This window comes from Paenibacillus sp. FSL M7-0134 (genome assembly GCF_038007865.1).
Taxonomy (GTDB): domain Bacteria; phylum Bacillota; class Bacilli; order Paenibacillales; family Paenibacillaceae; genus Paenibacillus; species Paenibacillus polymyxa_B.
Genome location: NZ_JBBOXV010000001.1, coordinates 563130 through 587828, shown reverse-complemented (window position 1 = coordinate 587828; position 24699 = coordinate 563130). Strand labels below are relative to the sequence as shown.

The 24699-nt window shown below is 46.9% G+C and carries 25 protein-coding genes; all 25 read left to right on the top strand.

From position 1 onward, the window contains the following. Positions 1-10 precede the first annotated feature (10 nt). The 25 genes from NSQ58_RS02435 (at position 11) to NSQ58_RS02315 (ending at position 24657) form a co-directional block, all read left to right on the top strand. On the top strand, positions 11-265 hold the full coding sequence (locus NSQ58_RS02435) for an AtpZ/AtpI family protein (RefSeq protein WP_023990711.1): 255 nt from the start codon (positions 11-13) through the stop codon (positions 263-265). Continuing rightward, positions 258-638 (top strand): ATP synthase subunit I, encoded by a 381-nt coding sequence (locus NSQ58_RS02430; protein ID WP_013312329.1) that lies wholly within the window; start codon positions 258-260, stop codon positions 636-638. The genes NSQ58_RS02435 and NSQ58_RS02430 overlap by 8 nt, the downstream gene beginning before the upstream one ends. Positions 639-667: 29 nt before the next feature. Further along, positions 668-1492 (top strand): F0F1 ATP synthase subunit A, encoded by an 825-nt coding sequence (gene atpB, locus NSQ58_RS02425; RefSeq protein WP_028542178.1) that lies wholly within the window; start codon positions 668-670, stop codon positions 1490-1492. Between the two features lie 104 nt (positions 1493-1596). Beyond that, entirely contained in the window at positions 1597-1821 is a 225-nt protein-coding gene (gene atpE / locus NSQ58_RS02420) for a F0F1 ATP synthase subunit C (protein WP_007432750.1), read from the top strand. A 109-nt stretch (positions 1822-1930) separates the two neighbouring features. Continuing rightward, complete coding sequence (gene atpF, locus NSQ58_RS02415) at positions 1931-2419, top strand: F0F1 ATP synthase subunit B (protein WP_023990709.1); 489 nt, start codon at positions 1931-1933, stop codon at positions 2417-2419. After that, on the top strand, positions 2416-2961 hold the full coding sequence (locus NSQ58_RS02410; protein ID WP_013312326.1) for a F0F1 ATP synthase subunit delta: 546 nt from the start codon (positions 2416-2418) through the stop codon (positions 2959-2961). Before atpF ends, NSQ58_RS02410 begins: the two co-directional genes overlap by 4 nt. Before the next feature lie 19 nt (positions 2962-2980). Beyond that, on the top strand, positions 2981-4495 hold the full coding sequence (gene atpA, locus NSQ58_RS02405) for a F0F1 ATP synthase subunit alpha (protein WP_013312325.1): 1515 nt from the start codon (positions 2981-2983) through the stop codon (positions 4493-4495). A 214-nt stretch (positions 4496-4709) separates the two neighbouring features. Continuing rightward, positions 4710-5576, top strand: coding sequence for an ATP synthase F1 subunit gamma (gene atpG / locus NSQ58_RS02400; RefSeq protein ID WP_023990707.1), 867 nt, complete (start codon positions 4710-4712; stop codon positions 5574-5576). A 121-nt stretch (positions 5577-5697) separates the two neighbouring features. Continuing rightward, positions 5698-7098 (top strand): F0F1 ATP synthase subunit beta, encoded by a 1401-nt coding sequence (atpD, locus tag NSQ58_RS02395; RefSeq protein ID WP_013312323.1) that lies wholly within the window; start codon positions 5698-5700, stop codon positions 7096-7098. Positions 7099-7167: 69 nt separating this feature from the next. Then, a complete protein-coding gene (locus tag NSQ58_RS02390; protein WP_013312322.1) occupies positions 7168-7581 on the top strand; it encodes a F0F1 ATP synthase subunit epsilon in 414 nt (137 codons plus the stop codon). Positions 7582-7927: 346 nt separating this feature from the next. Further along, complete coding sequence (locus NSQ58_RS02385) at positions 7928-8179, top strand: DUF1146 family protein (RefSeq protein ID WP_013312321.1); 252 nt, start codon at positions 7928-7930, stop codon at positions 8177-8179. A 323-nt stretch (positions 8180-8502) separates the two neighbouring features. Continuing rightward, on the top strand, positions 8503-9858 hold the full coding sequence (murA, locus tag NSQ58_RS02380; RefSeq protein WP_028542175.1) for a UDP-N-acetylglucosamine 1-carboxyvinyltransferase: 1356 nt from the start codon (positions 8503-8505) through the stop codon (positions 9856-9858). 227 nt (positions 9859-10085) lie between these two features. Then, complete coding sequence (gene spoIID / locus NSQ58_RS02375) at positions 10086-11525, top strand: stage II sporulation protein D (RefSeq protein ID WP_053326264.1); 1440 nt, start codon at positions 10086-10088, stop codon at positions 11523-11525. A 70-nt stretch (positions 11526-11595) separates the two neighbouring features. Continuing rightward, entirely contained in the window at positions 11596-12336 is a 741-nt protein-coding gene (locus NSQ58_RS02370) for a M23 family metallopeptidase (protein WP_341056832.1), read from the top strand. A gap of 201 nt (positions 12337-12537) precedes the next feature. Continuing rightward, complete coding sequence (spoIIID, locus tag NSQ58_RS02365) at positions 12538-12825, top strand: sporulation transcriptional regulator SpoIIID (RefSeq protein ID WP_007432737.1); 288 nt, start codon at positions 12538-12540, stop codon at positions 12823-12825. A gap of 171 nt (positions 12826-12996) precedes the next feature. Beyond that, a complete protein-coding gene (locus NSQ58_RS02360) occupies positions 12997-13995 on the top strand; it encodes a rod shape-determining protein (RefSeq protein ID WP_013312317.1) in 999 nt (332 codons plus the stop codon). A 121-nt stretch (positions 13996-14116) separates the two neighbouring features. Beyond that, positions 14117-15001 (top strand): flagellar hook-basal body protein, encoded by an 885-nt coding sequence (locus NSQ58_RS02355; protein ID WP_023990702.1) that lies wholly within the window; start codon positions 14117-14119, stop codon positions 14999-15001. Positions 15002-15014: 13 nt separating this feature from the next. Then, complete coding sequence (locus NSQ58_RS02350; RefSeq protein ID WP_341056831.1) at positions 15015-15842, top strand: flagellar hook-basal body protein; 828 nt, start codon at positions 15015-15017, stop codon at positions 15840-15842. Positions 15843-15852: 10 nt separating this feature from the next. Then, positions 15853-16065 (top strand): DNA-directed RNA polymerase subunit beta, encoded by a 213-nt coding sequence (locus NSQ58_RS02345; RefSeq protein WP_341056829.1) that lies wholly within the window; start codon positions 15853-15855, stop codon positions 16063-16065. Positions 16066-16968: 903 nt separating this feature from the next. Next, the gene (gene fabZ, locus NSQ58_RS02340; protein WP_013312312.1) at positions 16969-17415 is read left to right on the top strand and encodes a 3-hydroxyacyl-ACP dehydratase FabZ; all 447 of its coding nucleotides are present in this window, start codon (positions 16969-16971) and stop codon (positions 17413-17415) included. Positions 17416-17513: 98 nt separating this feature from the next. After that, positions 17514-19232 carry a phospho-sugar mutase gene (locus tag NSQ58_RS02335; RefSeq protein ID WP_160788471.1) on the top strand — a complete coding sequence of 573 codons (1719 nt, stop codon included), beginning with the start codon at positions 17514-17516 and terminating at the stop codon, positions 19230-19232. Between the two features lie 259 nt (positions 19233-19491). Continuing rightward, positions 19492-21507, top strand: coding sequence for a DUF5693 family protein (locus tag NSQ58_RS02330; protein ID WP_025724240.1), 2016 nt, complete (start codon positions 19492-19494; stop codon positions 21505-21507). Then, complete coding sequence (gene csaB / locus NSQ58_RS02325; RefSeq protein ID WP_028542170.1) at positions 21483-22619, top strand: polysaccharide pyruvyl transferase CsaB; 1137 nt, start codon at positions 21483-21485, stop codon at positions 22617-22619. The genes NSQ58_RS02330 and csaB overlap by 25 nt, the downstream gene beginning before the upstream one ends. Positions 22620-22627: 8 nt before the next feature. Continuing rightward, positions 22628-23389 (top strand): WecB/TagA/CpsF family glycosyltransferase, encoded by a 762-nt coding sequence (locus tag NSQ58_RS02320; protein ID WP_025724242.1) that lies wholly within the window; start codon positions 22628-22630, stop codon positions 23387-23389. 137 nt (positions 23390-23526) lie between these two features. Then, positions 23527-24657 (top strand): glycosyltransferase family 4 protein, encoded by a 1131-nt coding sequence (locus NSQ58_RS02315; protein ID WP_013312307.1) that lies wholly within the window; start codon positions 23527-23529, stop codon positions 24655-24657. Positions 24658-24699: the final 42 nt, after the last annotated feature.

The following is a 24699-nucleotide window of genomic DNA, read 5'->3' as shown; positions in this document are numbered from 1 at the left end:
ACATGGAAAAGTGGTCAAACCTTCCAAGCAAAACAACAACCGAAATAACACCGGAAATGCCTTTAAGGCTATAGGACTGGTGAGCGCGATCGGCATTGATTTGGCGATATGCACACTGGGTGGTTTCTATGCAGGAAAATGGCTTGATGCCAAACTTGGTGGCTCCGGAATTTGGATTGGCGTAAGCGTTCTCGCAGGCTTGGTTGTAGGCGCATTAAGTATTGCCCTTGTGATCGGAAAGGTACTGAGGGATAACCATGAATGAGATGACCCGTATGCAAAAAATGTTATGGATCGTAGCGCTTGGTATTATGGCTCTGTGTTTCCTGGTCTCCGCCTTCATGCCCCAACATCGTGACATTGCTCACGGAATCATTCTGGGAACGGGAGTAAGCTGTCTAAATGTGCTGTATATGGCCTACAAAATTCGACAGGTTGCGAGTGCGGCCGCCGGTGAAAGAAAGAAGAGAGTGTTTGGTATTGGCTTTGGCGTTCGATTAGGGACCTCAATTTTGGCAGTGGTGCTGGCGATAGAATTTCCGGCCTATTTCCATGAGATCGCTGTAATGGCAAGCCTGGTGACTGGACAATTTCTTCTGTTAATTATAGGCATCATATTCGCGCTTCAGGAAAAATGATGGCTCAACTGAGAAAGGGGTGAGAAAACATGTTGCATGAATCACCGATTATCCAATTGGGCGGGTTTAACATTGACTTGTCCGTCATTATTATGCTTATTGTGACTTGTGCGATTGTATTTGGACTGGCATTTGCTGCAACGCGCAATTTGTCTGTGGACAATCCAAGCAAGTTGCAAAATTTTATGGAATGGGTCGTAGAATTCGTTCAAGGACTGATTACCAGCACGATGGATTTGAAAAAAGGGAAGCCATTCCTCTCCTTGGGGATGACGCTGATCATGTTCATTTTCGTGGGGAATATGCTGGGCTTACCGTTCGGGATTGTGACCGAATTCGATAATGCGCAAAGTGCCCAAGTATTTGGACATGAAATCATTCCAGTCAAAGAAGCATTAGAACAAGCACAGGCGTCTCACCCAGGCGAAGCTGCCCATGTAGGCATCAGCTGGTGGAAATCACCTACTGCAGATGCAGGGGTATCCATTGGACTCGCTTTAATGATCTTTGTCCTGGTTCATTTCCTGGGAATCTTCCGCAATACCAAAGCTTACTTCAAGCATTACGTTCAGCCATTTCCATTCTTTTTGCCAATTAACTTGATTGAGCAGTTCTCAAAACTATTGACACATGGTATGCGTCTATTCGGTAATATTTTTGCCGGCGAAGTTTTGATCAGTGTTCTGCTGAAATTGACAGCACTTGGTGTAGGAGGCTGGATTGCTTCCGTATTGGGACTCGTTGTTTGGCAAGGATTTAGTATCTTTGTCGGCAGTATTCAAGCGTTCGTCTTCACGATTCTGACGTTTGTATACATTTCGCAGTCCATTGACACGCATGAAGAAGAGCATTAGACAAGCTCGTTTTCCGGTTTTTAGTTAAGTTCAGGAGTACGCTTCGCTCTTAACTGCAAATACATGTACAATATAAATACACATCACTAAGGAGGATTTTTAAAATGGGAGTTTGGGCATATATCGCAGCTGCAATCGCAGTAGGTTTGGGCGCTTTGGGCGCAGGTATTGGTAACGGTCTGATCGTAAGTAAAACAGTTGAAGGTATCGCTCGTCAGCCTGAAGCAAAAGCAACGTTGCAAACGGTAATGTTTATCGGTGTAGGTCTGGTCGAAGCCCTGCCAATCATCGGGGTCGTTCTGGCATTCATTTTCTACGCAGGTGCTTAATTGAATGGAAGCAAGGTTTGGCGGGGAAGGCACAGCCATCCGCGCCTTCTTTGTTCGTTTGAACATGAAAGATCCAGAACCGACGTTCACCGGAAAGGAGTGACTTCAATTGAGTTTAAATTGGACAAGTATCGTTTTCACAATCATTGCATTTTTGATCTTGTACTGGTTACTGACGCGTTATGCATTCGGACCTCTCTTTTCCGTTATGGAGAAGCGCCGTCAGCTTGTATTACAGCAAATGAATGAAGCGGCACAGACGCGTGAACAGGCTGCTGCTTATGTTGAGGAGCAAAAGCAGGCTCTCCAGCAGGCACGTAAGGAAGCGTACGACATTATTGAGCAGTCAAAACAAACAGGTAACAAACAAGCGGAGCAAATTATTGTTCAGGCTAAAGACGAAGCTGTCCGCCTGAAAGACGAAGCTGTTCGTGAAATCACAAGCGAGCGTAATAAGGCGGTTGCCGAACTGCGCAGCGAAGTGGGTAAAGCTTCGGTACAAATTGCTTCCAAACTGATTCAAAAGGAAATCAAGGAAGACCAAGTCCAGGGAGAGCTTGTCGACCAATACCTTAAAGAGGTAGGAGGCAAAGCATGAGCCGGGATACGGTAGTAGCCAAACGGTATGCGAAAGCTTTGTTTGAAGTGGCAGAGCAGGAACAGACCATTATGGAAACCGAGCAGGAGCTACGTGCTTTTGTAGAGGCTGTATCGGGGGATGCTGAAATCCGTAAATTCATTAATTCTCCTAACATTACGGAAGCGGTCAAGCTTCAAGTTCTGGCTAACAGTTTTGAAGGCAAGCTTTCTGCCTCGCTAATTAACACGATCAAGCTGTTGATTCAGCGTAGTAGAGCAGATTTGTTCGAATCTCTCCTTGCCGGATACCTCGATATTCAGGAATACAAGCTGGGAATTGCTCATGCAAAGGTGTATTCGACTTATGCTTTAAGTGATCAGGAAAAAACAGCGGTAGCCGAGGAATTCGGAGCCCGTGAACATAAAACAATCCGTGTGGAAAATATAGTGGACCCGAGTCTACTGGGCGGATTGAAAGTGGTTATCGGCGATACACTGTACGACGGCAGTCTGGCCGGCAAGCTGGATCGTCTCGAGAAATCCTTTAACAGACGAGTATAGAAGATAGGGGTGAACACACTTGAGTATCAAACCTGAGGAAATCAGTTCATTGATTAAAAGTCAGATTGAACAATATAAAAATGATATCGAGGTCGTTGAAGTCGGCACTGTTGTTGAAGTCGGCGACGGTATTGCCCGCGTCTACGGACTGGAAAAAGTTATGGCCGGTGAATTGGTTGAATTCGACACTGGCGTATTGGGCTTGGCGCTCAACGTGGAAGAAAGCAATGTCGGTGTTGTTATTTTGGGTCAATTCTCCGACATTCGTGAAGGCGGTCAAGTAAAACGTACAGGTCAAATCATGCAGGTCCCTGTAGGGGAAGCATTGATCGGACGTGTAGTTAACCCACTGGGACAACCAGTAGACGGTAAAGGACCGATTGCTACAACAGAATTCCGTCCGGTTGAAAGTCAGGCTCCAGGCGTTATGGCCCGTAAATCGGTACATGAGCCTATGCAGACGGGGATTAAAGCTATTGATGCGATGGTTCCGATTGGTCGTGGTCAACGTGAGTTGATCATCGGTGACCGTCAAACAGGTAAAACTTCTATCGCAATTGATGCAATTTTGAACCAAAAAGGTAACGGCATGAAATGTATTTATGTCGCTATTGGTCAAAAACAATCCACGGTAGCTCAAGTTGTTGAAACATTGCGTCGTCACGGTGCGCTGGAATACACGATTGTCGTTACGGCATCTGCTTCCGAACCATCACCATTGCTGTACATTGCTCCTTACTCTGGCTGCGCCATGGGTGAGTATTTCATGTACAAAGGCGAGCATGTCCTTGTAGTTTATGATGACTTGACTAAACAAGCATCAGCTTACCGGGAACTGTCCCTGTTGCTGCGTCGTCCACCGGGTCGTGAAGCATATCCGGGTGACGTTTTCTATCTTCACTCTCGCTTGCTGGAACGTGCAGCGAAGCTAAATGATGAGTTGGGCGGCGGATCACTTACCGCATTGCCGTTCATCGAGACACAGGCTTCCGACGTTTCTGCATATATTCCAACCAACGTTATTTCCATCACGGATGGACAGATCTTCTTGGAAGCTGACTTGTTCTATGCAGGGCAACGTCCGGCGATCAACGTAGGTATTTCTGTATCTCGTGTAGGTGGTTCAGCTCAGATTAAAGCGATGAAAAAGGTAGCAGGTTCCCTGCGTCTGGATCTTGCTCAATATCGAGAGCTTCAAGCGTTCTCCCAATTCGGGTCCGACTTGGATAAATCCACAAAAGCCCGTCTGGATCGCGGCGCACGCATGATGGAAATTTTGAAACAAGGTGTTAACCAACCGCTTGCTGTAGAGCAACAAGTAGTGAGCTTGTATACTGCTGTAAAAGGCTTCCTTGATGATATCCCTGTAGCGGATGTAAAACGTTTTGAAAAAGACTTCCTGTCTTTCATGGTGTCTGACCATCAAGACGTGCTTCAATCTATCCGCGACACGAAAGACCTGGTTGCTGATAACGAAGCGGCTTTGAAGGCGGCTATCGAGAAATTCAAAAAATCATTCGCCACGTCGGTTTAATACATTGGAATTTGCCTGTTTATGATGAAAGATGTACTAAGGAAGCGTGCCCTCCGGGTTTTGGCTTCCTTGGCATGTTTTACCCTCAATAACAGGCCCTTTAACATATGTCCGGCTGGATTTGAATCTTACGAAGTGCTTGGACTTGGCCCAAGCTAAGGGATTGCTTACGAAGTTAGCTTTGGCTTTGCTGGAGCTTAAAGGTGGTGAAATCATGGCAAAAGGTATGCGCGAGATTAAACGTCAGATTAAAAGTGTGCAGAGTACGAAGCAGATCACGAAAGCGATGGAAATGGTCGCTGCATCCAAGCTGAGAAAAGCTCAGGAGAAAGCGGAGTCGGCTCGTCCTTACTCGGAAAAGCTTAAGGAAGTTGTGAGTAGTATTGCTTCTGGAGCGAATAACATCAAGCATCCAATGCTGGAAACGCGTCCGGTTAAAAAGACTGCTTATCTCATCATTACATCTGATCGTGGTCTGGCTGGTGGTTATAACGCCAATATTTTACGACAGGTTACGCAGACGATTTCTGAACGTCACCGTTCACAGGATGAATTTGTGATTTTCATCATTGGACGAAAAGGACGGGATTATTTCAGACGTCGTGAATTTCCTATCGCTGAATCGGTAACAGATCTGTCGGATACACCTGCTTTTGCAGATATCAAAACAATTGCAAGCAAGGCTGTACAAGGCTTTGAACTTAAAGAATTTGATGAGCTTTATCTATGCTATAACCGCTTTGTCAACGCATTGACTCAAATTCCAACAGTTGACCGTCTGTTACCAATGGCAACACCGGATTCAGCTACAGCTTCATCCTCAATTAACTATGAGTATGAGCCTTCACCAGAAGGAGTGCTGGAAGTATTGCTGCCGCGTTACGCGGAAACGCTCATTTACGGCGCTTTGCTGGATGGTAAAGCTAGTGAACTGGGAGCGAAGATGACGGCGATGGGATCTGCTACGAAGAATGCTTCCAAGTTAATTGGTGAGCTTTCCTTGACCTATAACCGTGCTCGTCAAGCGGCTATTACCCAGGAAATTACGGAAATCGTTGCAGGGGCAAGCGCTCAGTCTTAATCAGGCTTGTTGCGACTGTTTTATAGCAGGGTCTACACTATTATGATAAATTGCGGGCGCAAAACAAATCAGAGTGGTTCCGATTTGCGGCTGTGCAAGCTTGTAGGAGGGAAACCAAAAGATGAACAAAGGACGCGTAGTGAGCATCATGGGTCCGGTTGTCGACGTTGAGTTCGAACGTGGACAACTTCCGGAAATCCTGAATGCCATTCATATTGGGACTGTGCTGGAGAGCGGAGTCAAAATTGATCTGACGCTCGAAGCTTCAAAACATCTAGGTGACAACCGTGTGCGTTGTATTGCCATGTCTTCCACAGATGGTTTGGTTCGTGGGGCTGAAGCCATAGATCTGGGAGCACCTATTTCAGTACCTGTCGGCGAAGCTACTCTTGGACGCGTATTTAACGTGCTTGGAACGCCAATTGATAATGGTGCTGATATGAGTGAAACGGCTAGAAATCCGATTCACCGTCAAGCTCCTTCTTTCGATGAGCTGACAACTCAAGCAGAGATGCTCGAAACCGGTATTAAAGTTATCGACTTGCTGGCTCCTTATGCTAAGGGTGGTAAAGTCGGATTGTTTGGTGGTGCTGGTGTAGGTAAAACCGTAACCATTCAAGAATTGATTAACAATATCGCTCAGGAGCATGGTGGTATTTCTGTATTTGCGGGTGTAGGTGAACGCACACGTGAAGGAAATGACTTGTACCATGAAATGAGAGATTCCGGCGTTATCAACAAAACAGCGATGGTGTTCGGACAAATGAACGAGCCTCCGGGTGCACGTTTGCGTGTAGCTCTCACAGGTCTGACGATGGCGGAATACTTCCGTGACCAAGAAGGCCGTGACGTGTTGCTCTTTATTGATAACATTTTCCGCTTTACTCAAGCAGGTTCTGAGGTTTCGGCCCTGTTGGGACGTATGCCTTCAGCAGTAGGTTACCAGCCTACGCTGGCTACTGAGATGGGTCAATTGCAAGAACGGATTACTTCTACTAAAAAAGGTTCTGTTACTTCCATTCAGGCGATCTATGTGCCTGCGGATGACTACACTGACCCGGCTCCTGCTACAACGTTTGCCCATTTGGATGCTACAACGAATCTGGAACGTAAAATTTCCGAAATGGGTATTTACCCGGCGGTTGATCCACTCGCATCAAGCTCCCGTATTTTGGCTCCAGATGTTGTGGGTGAAGAGCATTACAATGTAGCACAAGGGGTAAAACAAATTTTGGCCCGCTACAATGAGCTTCAGGATATCATTGCCATCCTGGGTATGGACGAGCTGAGTGAAGAAGATAAAATGTTGGTGGCACGTGCACGTAAAATCCAGCGTTTCCTTTCTCAACCTTTCCACGTTGCCGAAGCATTTAACGGCTTCCCAGGTAAATATGTGCCGGTTAAAGAAACTGTACGAAGCTTCAAAGAAATTTTGGAAGGCAAGTATGACCATCTTCCAGAAGCGGCTTTCCTTTTTGTAGGAGCCATCGAAGAAGCAGTTGAAAAAGCTAAAACGTTGTAAACAACAGGCAAAGAATAGCCGAGCCTTACGAAGTGAGCTGTCTGCGGACAGCTTCCAGGAGGGATTCAAGTGAGCACGTATTTACTAGAGATTGTGACGCCGGAGCGCCTGGTTTATACAGAACAGGTAAACAGCATCAGTGTTCGCGGCTCGGAAGGCGATCTTGGGATTTTACCTGGACACCTTCCCTTGGTCACTCCCTTGAAGATTGCACCGATACGCATTAAAATCGGTGGTCAAACCGAAGTGATCGCGGTCAATGGGGGCTTTCTTGAAGTCCGCAAGGATAAAGTGGTCATTTTGGCTGAGAGTGCGGAACGTTCCGAAGAAATTGATGTGGAGCGTGCCCGTGCGGCAAGGGAGCGGGCAGAACTGCGGCTCCAGAGCAAGCAGGAACAGATAGATCATCATCGGGCGGAAGTAGCTCTGCAACGGGCGCTTAACCGTTTAAATGCTACAAGCATCAGAACCAATAAGAATTAATATTGGATTTTAAGTGGAATTTTAAAAGGGTTCGGCATAGTATACGGATGGAACGACAAGGAGACCACTTCATAATTTCTGCCAAAGAATGTCCGGTAGAAGGTGAGGGAGAACCTTGCTTCCTTCGATCACTGTGATCGGGCCCTTTTTTAGCTGTTATTACCAAATGTACAGTCCTATTTCTTGCCCGGCTGCTAGGTATTTAGTACCTTTTAAATTCACGAAACAGAAGTGATTAATCACATTTTGTCGAAATAAATGTCCTGAAAACAGAAATAGCACTGGCATATTAGGCGTTCGCCGAGTATTATAAAGAAGTCTGTGACGCAGATGGGAGGAATTATGGTTGAACGGGAAACAGCAATTGGCTGAACAGCTAAGTCAATCGGCGAGTATGACCGCGCTGATCTCCATGATCGTGTCGCTCATCTGTATAGCGTTAGCTTGGTGGGCTTTACAGAGTTTTAAGCTGGATTTGTTAATCCGGCAACCCAAAGGACCGCAAGGCAGATTGCTACACTTGTTTCTTGCTATAATTTTGGGACAGTTGGTTTCTGGGTTCCTGTTGAGCTACATTTCTTGGAGTCAGATGCTCTAGAATTTGTTTTAACATGAAGTGGGCGGGTTATATGACCTTATGACTGTGTCTCTGCGGGAATTGTCGAATAACATCGCGTCATATTGTTAACAATGGTAAACAAAAGAACCATACATGTATAGCTGGCTGAATCAGTTAGAGTACAATGGTCGTCAAGTACAAAAAACGCTTGTATACTTGTTTTAATCAGTGGTATGATGGCAGTTAGGGTATTAGTAAAATCTTGTTTTTTTATGTAATGAAAAAGCAAGGCATGAAAATAGCGGAATATGTTCTTTTTTTCCAGAATGGAAAAGGGAAATGACGCGCGGAGGGAACCATAGATGAGCAAATTTATCGTCCGCGGTGGCAACAGATTGACCGGGAGTGTCAAAGTCAGCGGAGCCAAAAACTCAGTTCTGCCGATCATCGCCGCTTCTCTGCTAGGAGAAGAAGGAGAAAGTGTTATTATTGATGCACCTCCTCTAGACGATGTGATGACCATTAACAAAGTGCTGGAGTCCTTAGGAGCAGGCGTTACATACCAAGATGAGGTCATTCGTGTTGACGCGCGGAAGATAATTTCCTGTGAAGCCCCTTACGAGTGGGTTAGGAAAATGCGCGCATCATTCTTGGTTATGGGGCCGCTGCTTACACGTTTGGGACGTACAAGGATCTCGCTTCCAGGCGGATGCGCAATCGGAACGCGACCAATTGATCAGCATTTGAAGGGTTTTGAGGCATTGGGCGCGGAGATTAGCCTGGGCCAAGGTTTTATTGAAGCTAAAAGTAACGGGCGTCTGCGTGGAGCTAAAGTTTATTTGGATGTAGCCAGCGTAGGAGCAACCGAGAATATTATGATGGCCGCTACTCTTGCTGAGGGCGTAACTACCATCGAGAATGCTGCTAAGGAACCTGAGATTGTTGATCTCGCAAATTTCCTGAATGGAATGGGTGCCAAAGTACGCGGTGCGGGCACGGGCGTTATTCGTATTGAAGGCGTTGAGAAGCTGCATGGTGTAAAACATACGGTCATTCCCGACCGGGTAGAAGCAGGTACTTATATGGTTGCTGCTGCGATCACAGGCGGGAACGTATATGTAGAAGGCGCAATATCCGATCATTTAGGACCGGTTATTTCCAAGATGGAAGAAATGGGTGTAACCATTCAACCTGATGAGAACGGAATTCGTGTCATTGCAGATAAGCCGTTAAAGGCCGTTGATGTTAAAACATTGCCTTATCCTGGTTTTCCTACCGATATGCAGTCTCAGATGATGGCACTTCAACTTGCCGCTGAAGGAACGAGCATTATTACGGAAACCGTGTTTGAAAATCGTTTCATGCATGTGGATGAATTTCATCTCATGAATGCGGAAATTAAGGTTGAAGGTCGTTCCGCCATTGTAACTGGTAATGCTAAGCTGACAGGTGCGAAAGTAACCTCTACAGATTTGCGTGCAGGTGCTGCGTTAATTCTGACCGGACTCATTGCGGAAGGTACAACGGAGGTATCCGGCGTACATCACATCGATCGCGGTTACGTTCATTTGGCTGAGAAGCTGACTGGATTGGGAGCGGACATTTACAGAGTGACCGTGGAAGAGTCCAAACTGAATCATTCGCCCAGTACAGAGCGCGTAATGCCGGAAGAGACGTCGGGAAATCTGTTTAAGAAGATCCAGCCTTCCCTCGCCTAAGCTTTAACGTATGTCGCTTCATGTTGCATAAGTATATTCTTGAACAATAAGGAACCAAGTCCGAAAGGGCTTGGTTTTTTTGTTGTTTGCAACCAGTTTTTTTCATTCTTTCAGTTCTCTTAAAACGGTTCTATCAAAGTGGACGACTTCATATGATTGAAAATATCTGCTGGAGTATATCAGTACTTCCAGCCGGACACTTAGCCCTTTGATGGAGGTTTCAGCCTATGAAAGATTCACAGGTTCGCATCCGTATACCCATTCATCATCCTAAGGAACATCGCCAGGCTTCACTTGCGGAGGAACGCTCTGGCTCTATAGCTACTTCGTTACAGAAAAATAAGCTTATGCAACAGCAGCCGGACACAAGAGGTACATTGCCGATTGGCGTCAAGCCCAATCGGCGTACAACAGTCGTGCCTTCCGCTGTGAACTCTGTTGATACGGCTTTGCCTATTGCTGGAGCAGCGGTCCATGACACACGCGCTGCAAGCCCGCTGCAGGTGCCGCTACCGCACCTGCGTCCTTCCGCCGGGCGTGCCCCGCGCTGGGGCAGCCGCCGCCCATGGCTGCCATTCGCCGCCATGGCAGGGGTGCTGGTGCTTGCCATGGCTGTGCCCGCGCTAATGGCGTGGCCTCGCCAGACGGCGCAGTCCGTGCCACCGAGCAGTCGCACGGCAGCACCGGCTGCACCTAGCGTAACGGCAAAGGGCGAGACGTCCGTCACGCGCCTGCCGGGTGTCCCGCCGATACCGGCGGTGCCCGCTGCTCCAACGCGCAGCGGGCCGGTGGCGGCAGAGCCGGACGTGCGTGTGTACGTCACGTCTACCGGTCGCACGGAGACGTTACCGCTGGAGCAATACATTGTCGGCGTAGTAGCCGCCGAAATGCCGCCCAGCTTCGAGGGCGAGGCACTGAAAGCGCAGGCCATTGCCGCGCGTACCTTCATTGCCCGGCGTTTGCTGGCTGATGACACCAGCGGTGCCCCGGCGGGAGCAGATGTGACGGATACTGTTAAACATCAGGCTTATATCTCTAAAGCTAAACTTACTAGAGAATGGGGGCACTCTGGTAAATCCGCAGAGCTGGCTAAAATTCAGCAGGCCGTACGAGACACCAAGGATACGATCATGGTATATGAAGGCAAGCCCATTACGGCCTCTTTTTTTTCTACTAGCAATGGCTACACCGAAAATTCAGAGGATGTATGGGCGAAGGCAGTGCCCTATTTACGAAGTGTGTCAAGTCCATGGGACAAGCAGTTGGCCCCACGTTATACAGAAACCGTCACACTGAGTCGTCAGAGTGTGTTCGATAGATTGGGGTTGAGTCGTACTGCGATAGCTGCTTCTACTGGAGGAGGGAGAATGCCAGAGATTCGTATACTCTCTAAGACAGAAGGACATCGCATCAAGAAGATTGAGGTTGGTGGTTCAATCTTTACAGGGCCGGAAATCCGTAACAAACTGGGGCTGCGTTCGGCTGAGTTTACGTGGAAGGCTGAAGGGGACCGGATTGCTATAACAACCTATGGTTATGGTCATGGTGTTGGTATGAGCCAGTGGGGAGCCAATGGAATGGCCAAGGAAGGTCATACTGCCACTCAAATTCTCCTTCACTATTATACTGGCATTTCTTTTGCGCAAGCCTCTCGTATTCTAAGTTAGTAAATATTTCGAAACTTTGAAGTATAAAAGAGTTGCACCCGGTAACACTGGTTACTGAGGTGATGAGCAAATGAATGAACAAAATAAAAACCAGAACCAAAACCATGAAGAAACACCCAAAACCTTTCAGGGTGGAAGAGCTTCACGGCCGTCTTCGTGGAAAAAGCTGTTGTCCAAAAGGTGGGCATACCCGGCAGCCTACATTGCCGCAGCAGCCATTATACTAACCTTAGTATGGGTCTATCAGGATGCCAGCCAGAAGTCTTTCAAACCTGACCCAGCTAGTCCATCGGTACAAAGCACAAGTGCAGTGAACACCGATGTTAACGGACAACAGCCAGAAAGCGTGGAAGTAGTTGCCCAGTCGGAAAATATCGCATGGCCAGTAGCAGATGCTGGCGCAGTACAGGTCGTAAAGCCGTTCTTTGATGAGAACGCGACTGCTGATGAGCAGGCGGCAGCTATGGTAGAGTACGATAAAACATTTACCGCTAACACTGGGATTGATCTTTCCCGGGCCGACGATCAGGCGTTTGAAGTGAGAGCCGCCCTGAGTGGCAAAGTATCTCGTGTGGAACAACATCCGCTGGTAGGTAGTGTCGTAGAAATCACGCATGATAATAATCTCAAAACGGTGTACCAAAGCTTGAGTGATCTGAAAGTAAAAGAAGGCGATCAAGTGAAACAAAACGATGTGATTGCTTCAGCGGGTCGTAACGAGCTTGAAAAGGATTTGAAAACACATCTGCATTTTGAAGTGTATCAGGATAACAAGCCGGTGAATCCAGCTGGTCTGCTTCCTAAAAAATAAATTTGGTCATGGCTTTGCATGCAAAGCGGGGAATCCACATTCCCTGCTTTTTTCTTGTGTAGTTTTTGTGCATAAGGTAAACATAAGCTGCTTTTGCCAAATAAATAGGCCTTCGGAAGCATGTCTTCCCGCCAAACCGCGAATATATAGGCACGCTCCTCATATAATGTACCAAACTATCCACAGTAGGGAGGCGGGAGCGTGCACGATTACATCAAGGAACGGACCATCAAAATCGGTCGCTGTATCGTGGAAACAAGGAATACGGTCCGTACGATTGCCAAGGAATTTGGTGTCTCCAAGAGCACGGTGCATAAAGATCTGACCGAACGGCTGCCTGAAATCAACCCGGATCTTGCCGATCAGGTGAAGCACATTCTCGAATACCATAAATCCATCCGCCATCTGCGGGGAGGAGAAGCGACGAAAATTAAGTACAAAAAAACGAGTGGCAAACGAAGGGAGATTCTCGTTTCTGGCAAGTCCTAAAAATATATAGTGAATTGGCTGGCAAAGCCATTGAATCAACCCCCTGAAGTATGATATGTTAAAAGATGGTACAAGACGAAAAATGACATGTAACCGTAGGTTTATACATATATTTGCCGCTTCTTGTCGAATCTTAGCTTTTTAAAATATCACTTTGGGGGCCTTTTTAATATGTTCAGTAATGATATCGGTATCGACCTCGGTACGGCCAACGTGCTTATCCACGTCAAAGGGAAGGGGGTTGTTCTTGACGAACCTTCCGTTGTCGCGATAGAAAGCGATTCAAAAAGAGTTCTGGCTGTCGGAGAGGAAGCGCGCCGTATGGTGGGACGTACTCCTGGTAATATCATAGCCATCCGTCCATTACGTGATGGTGTCATCGCCGATTTTGAAGTAACAGAAGCGATGTTAAAATATTTTATCAATCGGGTAGGGGGAAAAAGCTGGTACAGCCACCCTCGTATTCTAATTTGTGCGCCGACGAACATTACCTCAGTGGAGCAAAAAGCGATTCGTGAAGCGGCGGAGCGTAGCGGGGCCAAGGAAGTATTTTTGGAGGAAGAGCCAAAAGCGGCTGCCATCGGAGCAGGAATGGATATTTTTGAGCCTAGCGGCAACATGGTAGTGGATATTGGTGGCGGAACGACTGACGTTGCAGTCCTCTCTATGGGGGATGTCGTAACAGCTTCTTCCATTAAAATGGCAGGGGACAAATTTGATACAGCCATCATGAAATATGTAAAAACGAAGTACAAGCTTCTGATCGGCGAACGTACGGCTGAGGATATCAAGATTGCTATCGGAACCGTGCATCCGAGCGGACGTCGTGCAGAGATGGACATCCGTGGACGGGATATGGTATCCGGATTGCCTAAAACATTAAGTATTTCTGCGGATGAAGTGCAGGATGCGCTTAGAGATCCTGTATCGGCGATTGTTGCTGCGGCCAAGTTTGTATTGGAGCAGACCCCACCGGAACTGTCAGCTGATATTATTGACCGTGGTGTTATTTTGACTGGTGGCGGTGCCTTGCTTAGCGGATTGGACGAGCTGCTTGCTGAAGAACTGCGTGTTCCAGTACTGGTTGCCGAAGATCCGATGCATTGTGTTGTTAAAGGTACAGGAATTATGCTGGATAATTTGGATCATGTGGTTAAGAAAAAGTTCTAATCTGCCGATAGTGACTATAAGAGACTCGTGTGCGGTCAGACAGGTTGCCTAGCATTTTGGCTTTCGTGCCTCCGCGCGAGCATGTGATTTTAGCAGAGTATAGGATTGGGGTGCACGATACATGTTGAGAGGTTTATATACTGCGGCCGCCGGATTGATGACACAACAACGACGCCATGACACCGTGACGCAAAATATTGCTAATATGAATACGACGGGATACAAACAGGAGAACAGTGTTCAGCGTTCTTTCCCCGAAATGCTTATTTCCATGACGGGTGGTAACCCTGATAACCCGGACCGTACGGTCGGCAAGCTCAATACTGGCGTTTTTGCTGAGGAAAGCCTCTCCCCTTACATTCAGGGAGCATTAAAGGACAGTGGACAAGCGACGGATTTTGCGATACAGTCCAATATTAATGTGAACGACCCAGCTACTGGTCAACCTATGGCTTTTGATCAGGCAGGGAAATTCATCAATGCTAACGGTGAAGTCACCTACCGTCCAGAAGCGTTTTTTACGGTGCGGGACAGTAATGGTAACGTTCGTTATACACGTGATGGACATTTTCAAGTAAATGGAGCGGGAGCATTGCTTTCATCGACTGGCTCAGCGGTGCTGGATACGAATGGAAACCCGATTCAATTGACGGGGGCTGTCTCAGAGCTTAAAGTAAATGAGCGGGGCGAATTGGTAGATAGCCAGTCCAACCAGACATTGGGGACGACGCTCGGTATTAGTGTCATTGATCGTCCGTACCAGCTCGTTCGTGAGGGCAATGGGAATTTTCGCCTGAATGATACTGACGGTGCTACAGCTAGAATGATGACTGCTAACGATGCTGTATCCGTTCGTCAAGGTTATCTGGAGGTATCTAATGTAGATGCTTCACAGTCCATGGTGGATATGATGGCTGCGTTAAGAGCGTATGAGGCGAATCAGAAGGTAATTCAATTTTATGATAAAAGCTTGGACAAGGCCGTTAATGAAGTAGGCCGTGTATAACAGGGGGTAAGTGATGAACAACTCCATGATTGGCGCAATGGTATCTATGGCCAGTGTGCAGCAGCGTTTGGATTTAATTGCCGATAATATTGCTAATATCAATACAGTGGGTTATAAGAGTAAACAGGGTTCCTTTGAAGATGTATTGGCCAATGTGCAGCAACAGCCTTCAACGTATCTCCAAAATGGACGGGCCATGCCGCTCGGCTATAATTTGGGCTACGGAGTTAAAACGGCCGCAATCATGAAAAATATGGAGCAAGGTCCGCTCAAGGAGACGGGACTTCCTACCGATCTGGCGATTCAAGGTAATGCCATGTTTGAAGTTCAGGGAAATGGGCAAAAAGCTTGGACCCGTGACGGTAGCTTTCATTTTGTTCCTGATCCGAATGATAGTGCGACGATGATGTTGACCACTGCTGAAGGTTATTCCGTGCTGGATAACAATGATGTTCCTGTGACTGCTCCAGCGGGTTCCAAGGTGGCTATTAACTCGGATGGCGAATTGCTGATTCGTGCTAATGGAACTGGGGCTCCGGCAGTTGGTCAGAGAATCAAGCTAATGGATGTACAGCGTCCAGAAGGACTGGAACAGCGGGATGATAACCTATTCGTGTTGTTGAATGGTGTAACAGAGGCAAATGTATTCGGAGCTGCAGGTGTGGCAGGTGCTGTTCCAGCGGACGTATCTTTGCGTTCCGGTTATCTTGAGGAATCTAATGTGGATTTAGCGGGCGAAATGACGGATATGATGCAAGTTCAGCGGATGTATCAAATGGCGGCACGGGCATTAACTTCTAGTGATACGATGATGAACCTGGCCAACAATCTGAGGGCTTAAGGATTTGGTGATGAAAGAAGAACAATCTGATTCCCGTCTGGTGCCTGAAAAGACGAAGTCCCGCTGGCGTACTGCTCGTTATTTCGTAGTTCCGTTGCTGCTCCTGTTCTCGCTGTTAGGCGGCTTAATTGCAGGATATGTAATTGTAGGTAAGCAAGGGTTGTCAGGCGTATTCGAATGGAAAACCTGGCAGCATGTGATTGATCTTATATTTGCGCCTTAGTTTACTTTAAATGAGTGGGGGCGGGAAAAGGTCGCTCCGCGAATGATTTGATCATACGATCGCTGTTGCAGCGGGATTTTCTTATTTGATAAATTATTCAGATGTAAAAATCCCTTTGCAAAGGCGAACGCTCGCGCTTCTCCAGATTCAAATCCTTCGCTCCGCTGCTACCCGCCATCAGGGCCACTTTTATTAAAATAACCCCCCCGCAATTTGTGTGGGGAGTATAGAATAACAAAACCCTGTGCCAGTGGCGCAGGGTTTTGTTATGCCTTCAGGCAGGAGCCTTCAAATGCAGTGACGGGCAGCTTGCAGCCATTGGACACAATCGCAGAGGCCTTCGGTTGTTTCACTGCCCTTCACGGCAAGCGAGTATTATTGAAGCGAGGCTTTCCTTTTGAGCCAAAAGTAACTCGGCGGAGGGGTTTATTTGAATCTGGAGAAGCGATAGCGTTCGCCTTTGCCCCTAAATTTTAACCTTGCAGGTATTATAAAATGAAAAAATTTAGGGGCAACAGCGATCGGAAGATCAAATAAATCACGTAGCCCTTCCCCCCCTTGGCTCAAATGAAACTTCGCTTCACCCCCATAATAGGAGCACCCAATATGGTACTTCCGCGTAATTTTCTTTTTGTATCTGATAACTGTATAATGATGGGGAAGTTTATAACACTGCGGGGTAAAACCAAGCACGGGCAAAAGGGCTTCTTCGCGCCTCAGGTTGCATAACCGGCGGAAAAAGCCCCTTATCTCAACCTCCACTTCTGCAGTAGGTGAAGGATATCTAACATTGTTGCCGCCAAGAGCTGTTTTTATGCAGCGCAGGCGGGGTAATATTATGCTTGCAGTAACTCATGACTGATACAGAGTCAAACCTGCAAGCGGGAGGAGTTATTAAGGTAAATGGACAAATTGCAATTGGATGTTAATCAAATTCAGGAGATTATCCCACATCGAGCGCCATTTTTATTGGTGGATCGTATTATTGAGCTGGAGGAAGGGAAAAGAGCAGTGGGCATTAAAAATGTAACGATGAATGAGCCTCATTTCATTGGACATTTTCCGGGGTATCCCGTTATGCCTGGTGTGTTGATCACCGAAGCACTGGCTCAAGTTGGGGCTGTCGCATTACTGCATCTAGAGAGCAATCGTGGCAAAATCGGGTTCTTGGCAGGGTTGGATGGTTTCCGTTTCCGTGGACAGGTGGTTCCTGGGGATACGCTTACGCTTGAAGTGGAAATCACTCGTTCCAAAGGCGCATTTGGCAAAGGGAAAGCTACGGCTAAAGTAGGCGATACGGTAGTAGCTGAGGGCGAAATTATGTTTGCTTTATCTGACCCTCCCCAATAAATAAAGCTCTGCCGACATAAGCACGACGTCTGAACTGAGTGCATGTGTACATAGAAATCCTGTTTTGACAACCCAAAAATGGAGAGGGGAAATTCCGTATGACGCAGTTGAGTAAAAAAGCATTAGAAGGCATTGAGAGCTGGCTGCAAGACCCTTATATTGATGAAGAGACCAAACAGGAGTTGCGCGCATTGGAAGGCAACGAGCAGGAACTGGAGGATCGCTTTTACAAAGAGCTGGAATTTGGTACAGGCGGTCTGCGTGGAGTGATCGGGGCAGGAAGTAACCGGATGAACCGTTACGTCATTGGACGTGCGACTCAAGGGCTGGCTCGCTATATTTTAGAACAGCATGCTGGTAAAGAAGGCAAACCTTCGGTTGTCATTGCACATGATTCGCGTCATTTTTCACCAGAATTTGCTCTGGATGCAGCTTTGGTGCTGGCAGGCAATGGTATCGTGGCTAAGTTGTTCCCTTCCTTGCGTCCAACGCCACAGCTTTCGTTTAGTGTACGTCATTTGGGAGCCAGTGGAGGGATCGTTGTGACAGCGAGTCACAATCCTCCTGAGTATAATGGATACAAGGTATACAACGATGAAGGGGGTCAGCTTGTTCCAGATCAGGCTGAACAGGTAATTAGTTATATCCGTGAGGTTCCTTCTTTTGCCGACATTCGCAGTCTGACACGTGAGGAAGCAGAGGCACAGGGATTGTTGGTTTGGCTTGGAGAAGAGGAAGATGAAGCGTTTGTAGATACGGTAGCCAGTGTGAGTGTGAACCGTGAGCTGATTGCAGCCGGACCAGGCAAAAACTTCAAAGTTGTGTTTACACCTCTCCATGGTACTGGAAATGAACCGGTTCGTCGTGTGCTGAAGAAGATCGGTTTTGAACAGGTGCATATAGTGCCTGAGCAAGAGCTGCCAGATGCTGAATTTTCGACTGTCAAGTCGCCAAACCCGGAAGAACGTGATGCGTTTAAACTGGCAATCGCGCTGGGTGAGAAAATTGGTGCGGATCTGTTGATCGGAACAGACCCTGATGCTGACCGTATGGGTGCAGTTGTGAAAAACCGTGATGGCGAATATGTGGTATTGTCCGGTAATCAGTCTGGCGCGATCATGGTTTACTACTTGTTGAATCAGCTGAAAGAAACAGGCAAGCTTCCGAATAATGGGGCGGTTATCAAAACCATCGTAACCAGCGAAATGGGCGCAGTCATTGCCGAACATTTTGGAGCAACTGTGTTTAACACGCTAACTGGCTTCAAGTATATTGGCGAGAAAATGAACCAGTTTGACGAAACTGGCGAGTACACCTACCTGTTTGGCTATGAAGAGAGCTATGGTTATTTGGCAGGGAATTATGCTCGCGATAAGGATGCTGTCTTGGCGGCTATGCTGATCGCTGAAGCTGCTGCTTATTACAGCACACAAGGTAAGACGCTCTATGATGTTTTACAAGAGCTGTATGAGCAGTTTGGCTACTTCCTTGAGAAGCTGGAGTCTCGTACCCTTAAGGGTAAGGATGGAGTGGCACAAATTCAGGGCAAAATGACCGATTGGCGTAGCAACGCGCCTCAAGAGATTGCAGGCGTGAAGGTAGACAAGGTACTGGACTACTCACAAGGTCTGGACGGACTTCCACAGGAAAATGTACTCAAATTTTTACTGGAGGACGGTTCGTGGTTTTGCCTGCGCCCTTCGGGAACGGAGCCAAAAATCAAAGTATACTTCGCGGTACGCGGTTCATCGCTGTCAGACGCGGAGCAAAGAATCAGCCACCTGGTCGATGCTGTTATGGCTCGCGTAGACGCTTGAGAAAAATCCCTTTATAATAGAATAGGTTAAGGTAATTGGATAAGATATAGTAATCGGTGACCTCTCACGGCAAAGGGCAGTACGCCGTGGAGGTCATTTCTGTATTGCAGAATAACCTGGAAGAGGCTTTGGGAAAATAGCCTTATTCCGGCAACGGAGGATTTTGCAAAATTCAATGAGTGACCTACCAAAAGGCTGAGTACGGCAAGGTGGGCAGCATTGAATTTTGCAAAATCCCGAATATTAAGGAGGTTCTTTGGTGTATCAGAAATGGCAGTATTGGAATACGGCTTCTCGAAAATGGTTATGGATTTTGGTGGCTGTCGGCTTGCTGGCTTCCATTCCGGTCATCGCCGATCGTGTGAAGACAGAATCCTCGAGTAAAAAAGTAGAGATTGTATTCGATTATCGGGATTTGACGGAGGCAGCCTCGTATCAGGCTCACCCGCAGGACTATCTGAATGAGCAACTTGACCGCTTACAGCAAGCGGGTGTGAACAGCATGGCTATGTATGAAAGTACGTTGGATGATTTCCGTAAAGCGGGTCGCGTCGTAACCTATACGACTCAGAACGTTGCCGATATGGAAAAACGGCTTTCACCTGCAAATGAGAATTTTACGTATATTGTTTTCGCTGATAAAGAAAATGCCGAGGCATTAAAGCCGTTAATTTTACGTACGTTTACAAGCCTGGACATCAATGTAAAACCTTGGACTTATCAGGGACAGGAAGGGTTAGTTGTGGAAACATCTCCAGAGGATGCGTATCTCAAGCCCATGCAGCCTGACCCGATTGCGATGAAGCAGCTTCGGAGCAAAGGATTTTTTATTGTTCCACGGATGAGCGACAGTCTTCCTTACAACCAGGAGTTGACGGAAGAGATGCTTGCTTCCTTTCAGCAGAATGGTGTAAAACGCATTTTGTTTGAAGGTGATTCAGTCAAAGGCTTCACTGATAACGAGAAAGAGCATAGCTTGGCGGCATTTGCTAAATTGCTGAACAAATACGATATTGGCCTAGCTGCTATCGAAAACTTAAAAAAACCGCAAGCAGGCTTCAATAAGCTCGCTTACGATATCCACTATAACGTTGTGCGTTTATACTCATTGAGCGATAAAGATTCAACGCTCGATGTGGAAACGTTGGCCGATCGTTTTGCATTGGCTACCAAGGATCGTAATATTCGCATGTTGTATCTGAATACCGCGCCTAGCCGTAGTATTGCTGAAGCCAAGGTGAAGGATTCGGTAGATAACCTAATCCACAGCTTGGACAAGCCGGGTAACGCTGTACAACGGATGGAGAAAAAGGGGTTTGAACTTGGACAGGCTGAACCGTTCCAAGTCGTCGATTCGTCCATTCAGCGCTATCTGAAAATGATTGTCGTACTGGGTGCACTGGCATTCTTCTCCATTATGGTGTCCTATTTCGTCCCGGCATTGACTTTGCTGGCATTTTCACTCGGTTTGGTAGGTTCAGCAGGACTTTATGTTTTGAACTCCAGCTTGATGGAGCAAGGTCTAGCCCTACTCGCGGCGATTAGCGGACCTACGGTTGCAATGATTATCGCCGTGCGTACGATTAGAATTAAACGTGAACAGGGGTCCGAACTTTCTGTAGGTCAGCGTTTGATTCAAACGCTTATACTGTACGTACAGACAGCGATTTTGTCGCTGGCTGCAGTGCCTTTTGTTATTGCTCTGTTGAATAGTATTGCTTACAGCCTTGTGCTGAACCAATTTAGAGGTGTAAGCTTGCTTCACATTCTGCCGATCTTCTTAGCAGCGATATATATTTTCTTTTATCGTGGTGTTTCTATACGGGAGGAAATTTCCAAGCTGCTACGTACGCCGATTACTGTATTGTGGGTGATCGCACTGGCTGTTATCGCAGCCGCAGGCTATTACTATTTGACTCGTACCGGAAATGCGGGTACGGTGTCGAACACGGAGCTGGTTTTCCGGAACTTCCTTGAAAATGCGTTTGGTGTACGTCCGCGCAATAAGGAATTTTTGATGGCTCACCCACTGTTTATTGCAGGGGCGTTCCTGGCTTTGAAATATCGCAAAGCAATCTATTTACTGATTATAGCTGCTATTGGCCAAGCCTCTATGGTGGATACCTTTGCTCACATTCACTCTCCAGCGGCACTGTCGCTTAGTCGCGGGCTGTTAGGATTGGGCTTCGGTCTGGTGCTGGGAATCATCGCAATTGTCGTGTGGCAAGTGCTGGAAGGGTGTTGGAAGAAATGGTCACCACAGCTCAAACGATAATCATCTCGGGTTATTACGGCTCTCACAATAGTGGAGATGAGGCCGTGCTTAAGTCGATTTTGACAGCTTTAGAGGAGGAGAGTCGTCAGGCGGGGATTACAATCAAGCCTGTTGTTCTGTCTTCTGACCCCGCTTGGACACAGAAAATGTACGGAGTAGAAGCTGTACCGCGGATGAGTCTGGGGGAAGTTCGTAGAGCGATTAAAAACAGCGATGGGCTAATAAGTGGCGGCGGGAGTTTGCTCCAGGATGCAACAAGCCCTAAAAGCATTCCGTATTATCTGGCAATTCTGAAACTGGCCCAATGGGCTGGAAAGCCGACGTTTGTATATGCTCAGGGCATTGGTCCGGTACAACGGAAGATATTTTATCCTATGATCCGTTCTGTGTTTCAGCGCTGTGAATATGTTTCTGTAAGAGATGAGCAGTCTGCCGCACTGCTGGGTACTATGAAACTGAAGCGCCCGGTTGTCAAAGTTGTTCCTGATCCGGTAATGGGGCTTCCATTGCCCGCGGGTTCCGAGCTGCATAAAGCAGCATTTGAGACTGATATGGATAAAATTCCAATCGTTGGCGTATCTGTACGTTACTGGGATAAAGAACGTCGCGATTTAACGGCTATTGCGGACGGCTTAAAAAGATTAGCTGCTGAGCGCCGTGTACACTTACGCTTTTTACCTTTCCATCTGCCTGATGACGAGCAGGCTTCAAGGATGGTAATGGATTTGTTGGGGGATATTAGGGGGACGGGGAGCCTTGTCAGCATGTGTGATCAAGTCACCGATCCTCAACAGATGCTTTTGGAAGTCAGCCGTTGCAGTTTGATGATCGGGATGCGATTACACAGCTTGATCTATGCAGCATCCCACCAGGTGCCTCCGTTGGGGATATCCTACGATCCTAAAATTGACCATTTCCTCAGCCGTGTCGGTAGCCAGCCTGTAGGCACTACAGAGGCACTGGATGGACAAAAACTGGCTAATGAGTCTATGCGGTTGCTAGATCAGCGAAGTCAATGGATCGAGAGCCAGGGAGCGGCCATTGCTTTGTTAAAAAGTGAGGCTCGCTTACCGGCACAGCATATCGTTAATTACTTGTGTCGCAAAGGATGATGGATACAGTGACAGTTGATAAGGTTACGAATGTGCCTACCGTCCCGATTTTCGGTGTTCCGGTATCAAGGCTTAATATGAAAGATACATTAAATGTATTAGTTCAAGCAGTGGAGTCTCGCCAGCCCCATCAAGTGATCACTGCCAATCCGATTATGGTAATGGCTGCATTGGAAGATCCAGTGTACATGAACGTGATGAAACAGGCAGAGTTGATTGTTCCGGATGGGACTGGCGTGGTCTGGGCTGCAAACTATGTAGGACATCCTGTACCTGAGCGGGTAGCGGGCTTTGACTTGTTACATGAATTACTTGCAGCTGGAGAAAACTATCATTGGAAGGTTTATTTACTGGGATCAACATCTGAGGTGATTCAAGCGACCGCAAAGCGGGTACATGAGCTTTATCCCGCAATTACGGTTTGTGGCAAGCGTGATGGTTTTTTTGGACCTAAAGAGGATGAAGCCGTGATTGCAGCCATTCGTGAAGCAAATCCTGATTTGTTGTTTGTAGCACGTGGAGCGGACACGCAGGAACCCTGGATTGGTAAATATAAGGAACAGCTGGGTGTACCGGTGATGATGGGGGTTGGCGGTAGCTTCGATGTTATATCAGGCAGAACCAAACGCGCACCTAAATTGTTTCAAAAGCTACGGGCTGAATGGTTATATAGACTCCTTAAAGAGCCAAGCCGTTACAAAAGAATGCTTGCGCTGCCGAAATTCGCCGCGAAAGTGATGCGCGAAAAAGAAAACGTCACAAAAGTGTGATAAATAGCTTGAATCTGCCTACAAAACCCGCTAATTTGCCAGAATATGAAGCTTGGTATTTATTTTTGATCAGAGTATAATTCAATGCGGTTACATCTGAAAAGGGATTGCTTTAAAATTGGGGGTCGAATGATCAAATGTTATTGATCTATATTATTGGGTTCATCATGGCACTGGGACTTGCGCTGTTACTGACACCGCTCGTCAAGAAATTCGCTGTGAAGGTTGGAGCCGTCGATGTACCGAATGCCCGAAAAGTACATACCCGAATTATGCCGCGTCTTGGCGGACTGGGGATTTTCTTGGCATTTCTGTTGTCCTTATTGGCGGTGTTACCTTTTGTGCCTGACGGAATGCTGTCCTCTCGGGATATTAACTTTATTGCAGCCTTTCTGATTGGCGGTACGCTGATTACACTGATTGGTGCTCTCGATGATCGTTTTGATCTCAATGCAAAATTGAAATTTTTGGCTCAAATTGCCGTTGCGTGTATGGTCGTGTTTGCTTTTGATATTCGTGTAGATTTTGTAAATGTACCTTTTCAGGATGCATACTCATCTTTGGAAAGCTGGATTTCCATTCCGCTTACGATTTTCTGGATCGTAGGTGTAACGAATGCCATCAATTTGATTGACGGTCTGGATGGACTGGCTGCAGGTGTCTCAGGAATTGCGATTGGAACTATCTTTGTGATGTCGGTATTGATGGGCAATTACATGGTAGCTATGCTTTGTCTTGTGCTGCTGGGCAGCATTATCGGATTTTTATTTTTCAACTTTCATCCTGCGAAAATATTCATGGGTGATACAGGGTCATTATTTTTAGGTTTCTGTCTGGCCATGCTATCCATGCTTGGTTTCAAGCAAATTGCTATCGTATCTTTTATTACGCCATTGATTATTATCGGTGTACCTTTGTCAGATACATTCTTTGCTATCATTCGTCGCAAGTTGCAGAAAAAACCGATTTTCTCTCCGGATAAAGGTCATTTGCATCACTGCTTACGCGAACTAGGTTTCAGTCACAGACAGACGGTGTTGATTATCTACGGTATTGCTGCATTTTTCGGTGTATTGGCCGTGATTCAATCGTCTGCTGCGCTTAATGAAGCGAACTGGGTCACCTTTGTCGTGATTTGTATTATGATGTTCTTCCTACAGATCGGTGCAGAGGTTATTGGTCTTGTTGGCAAGACCAAACGCCCAGTTATTAACACACTGATTCGGTTGCTGGCTAAGCCAGATTCCCAAACACGTTCGAAATTATAATTTTAATTTAAAAGTAAGCCTTCAAGCTTGGCGGTATACCGC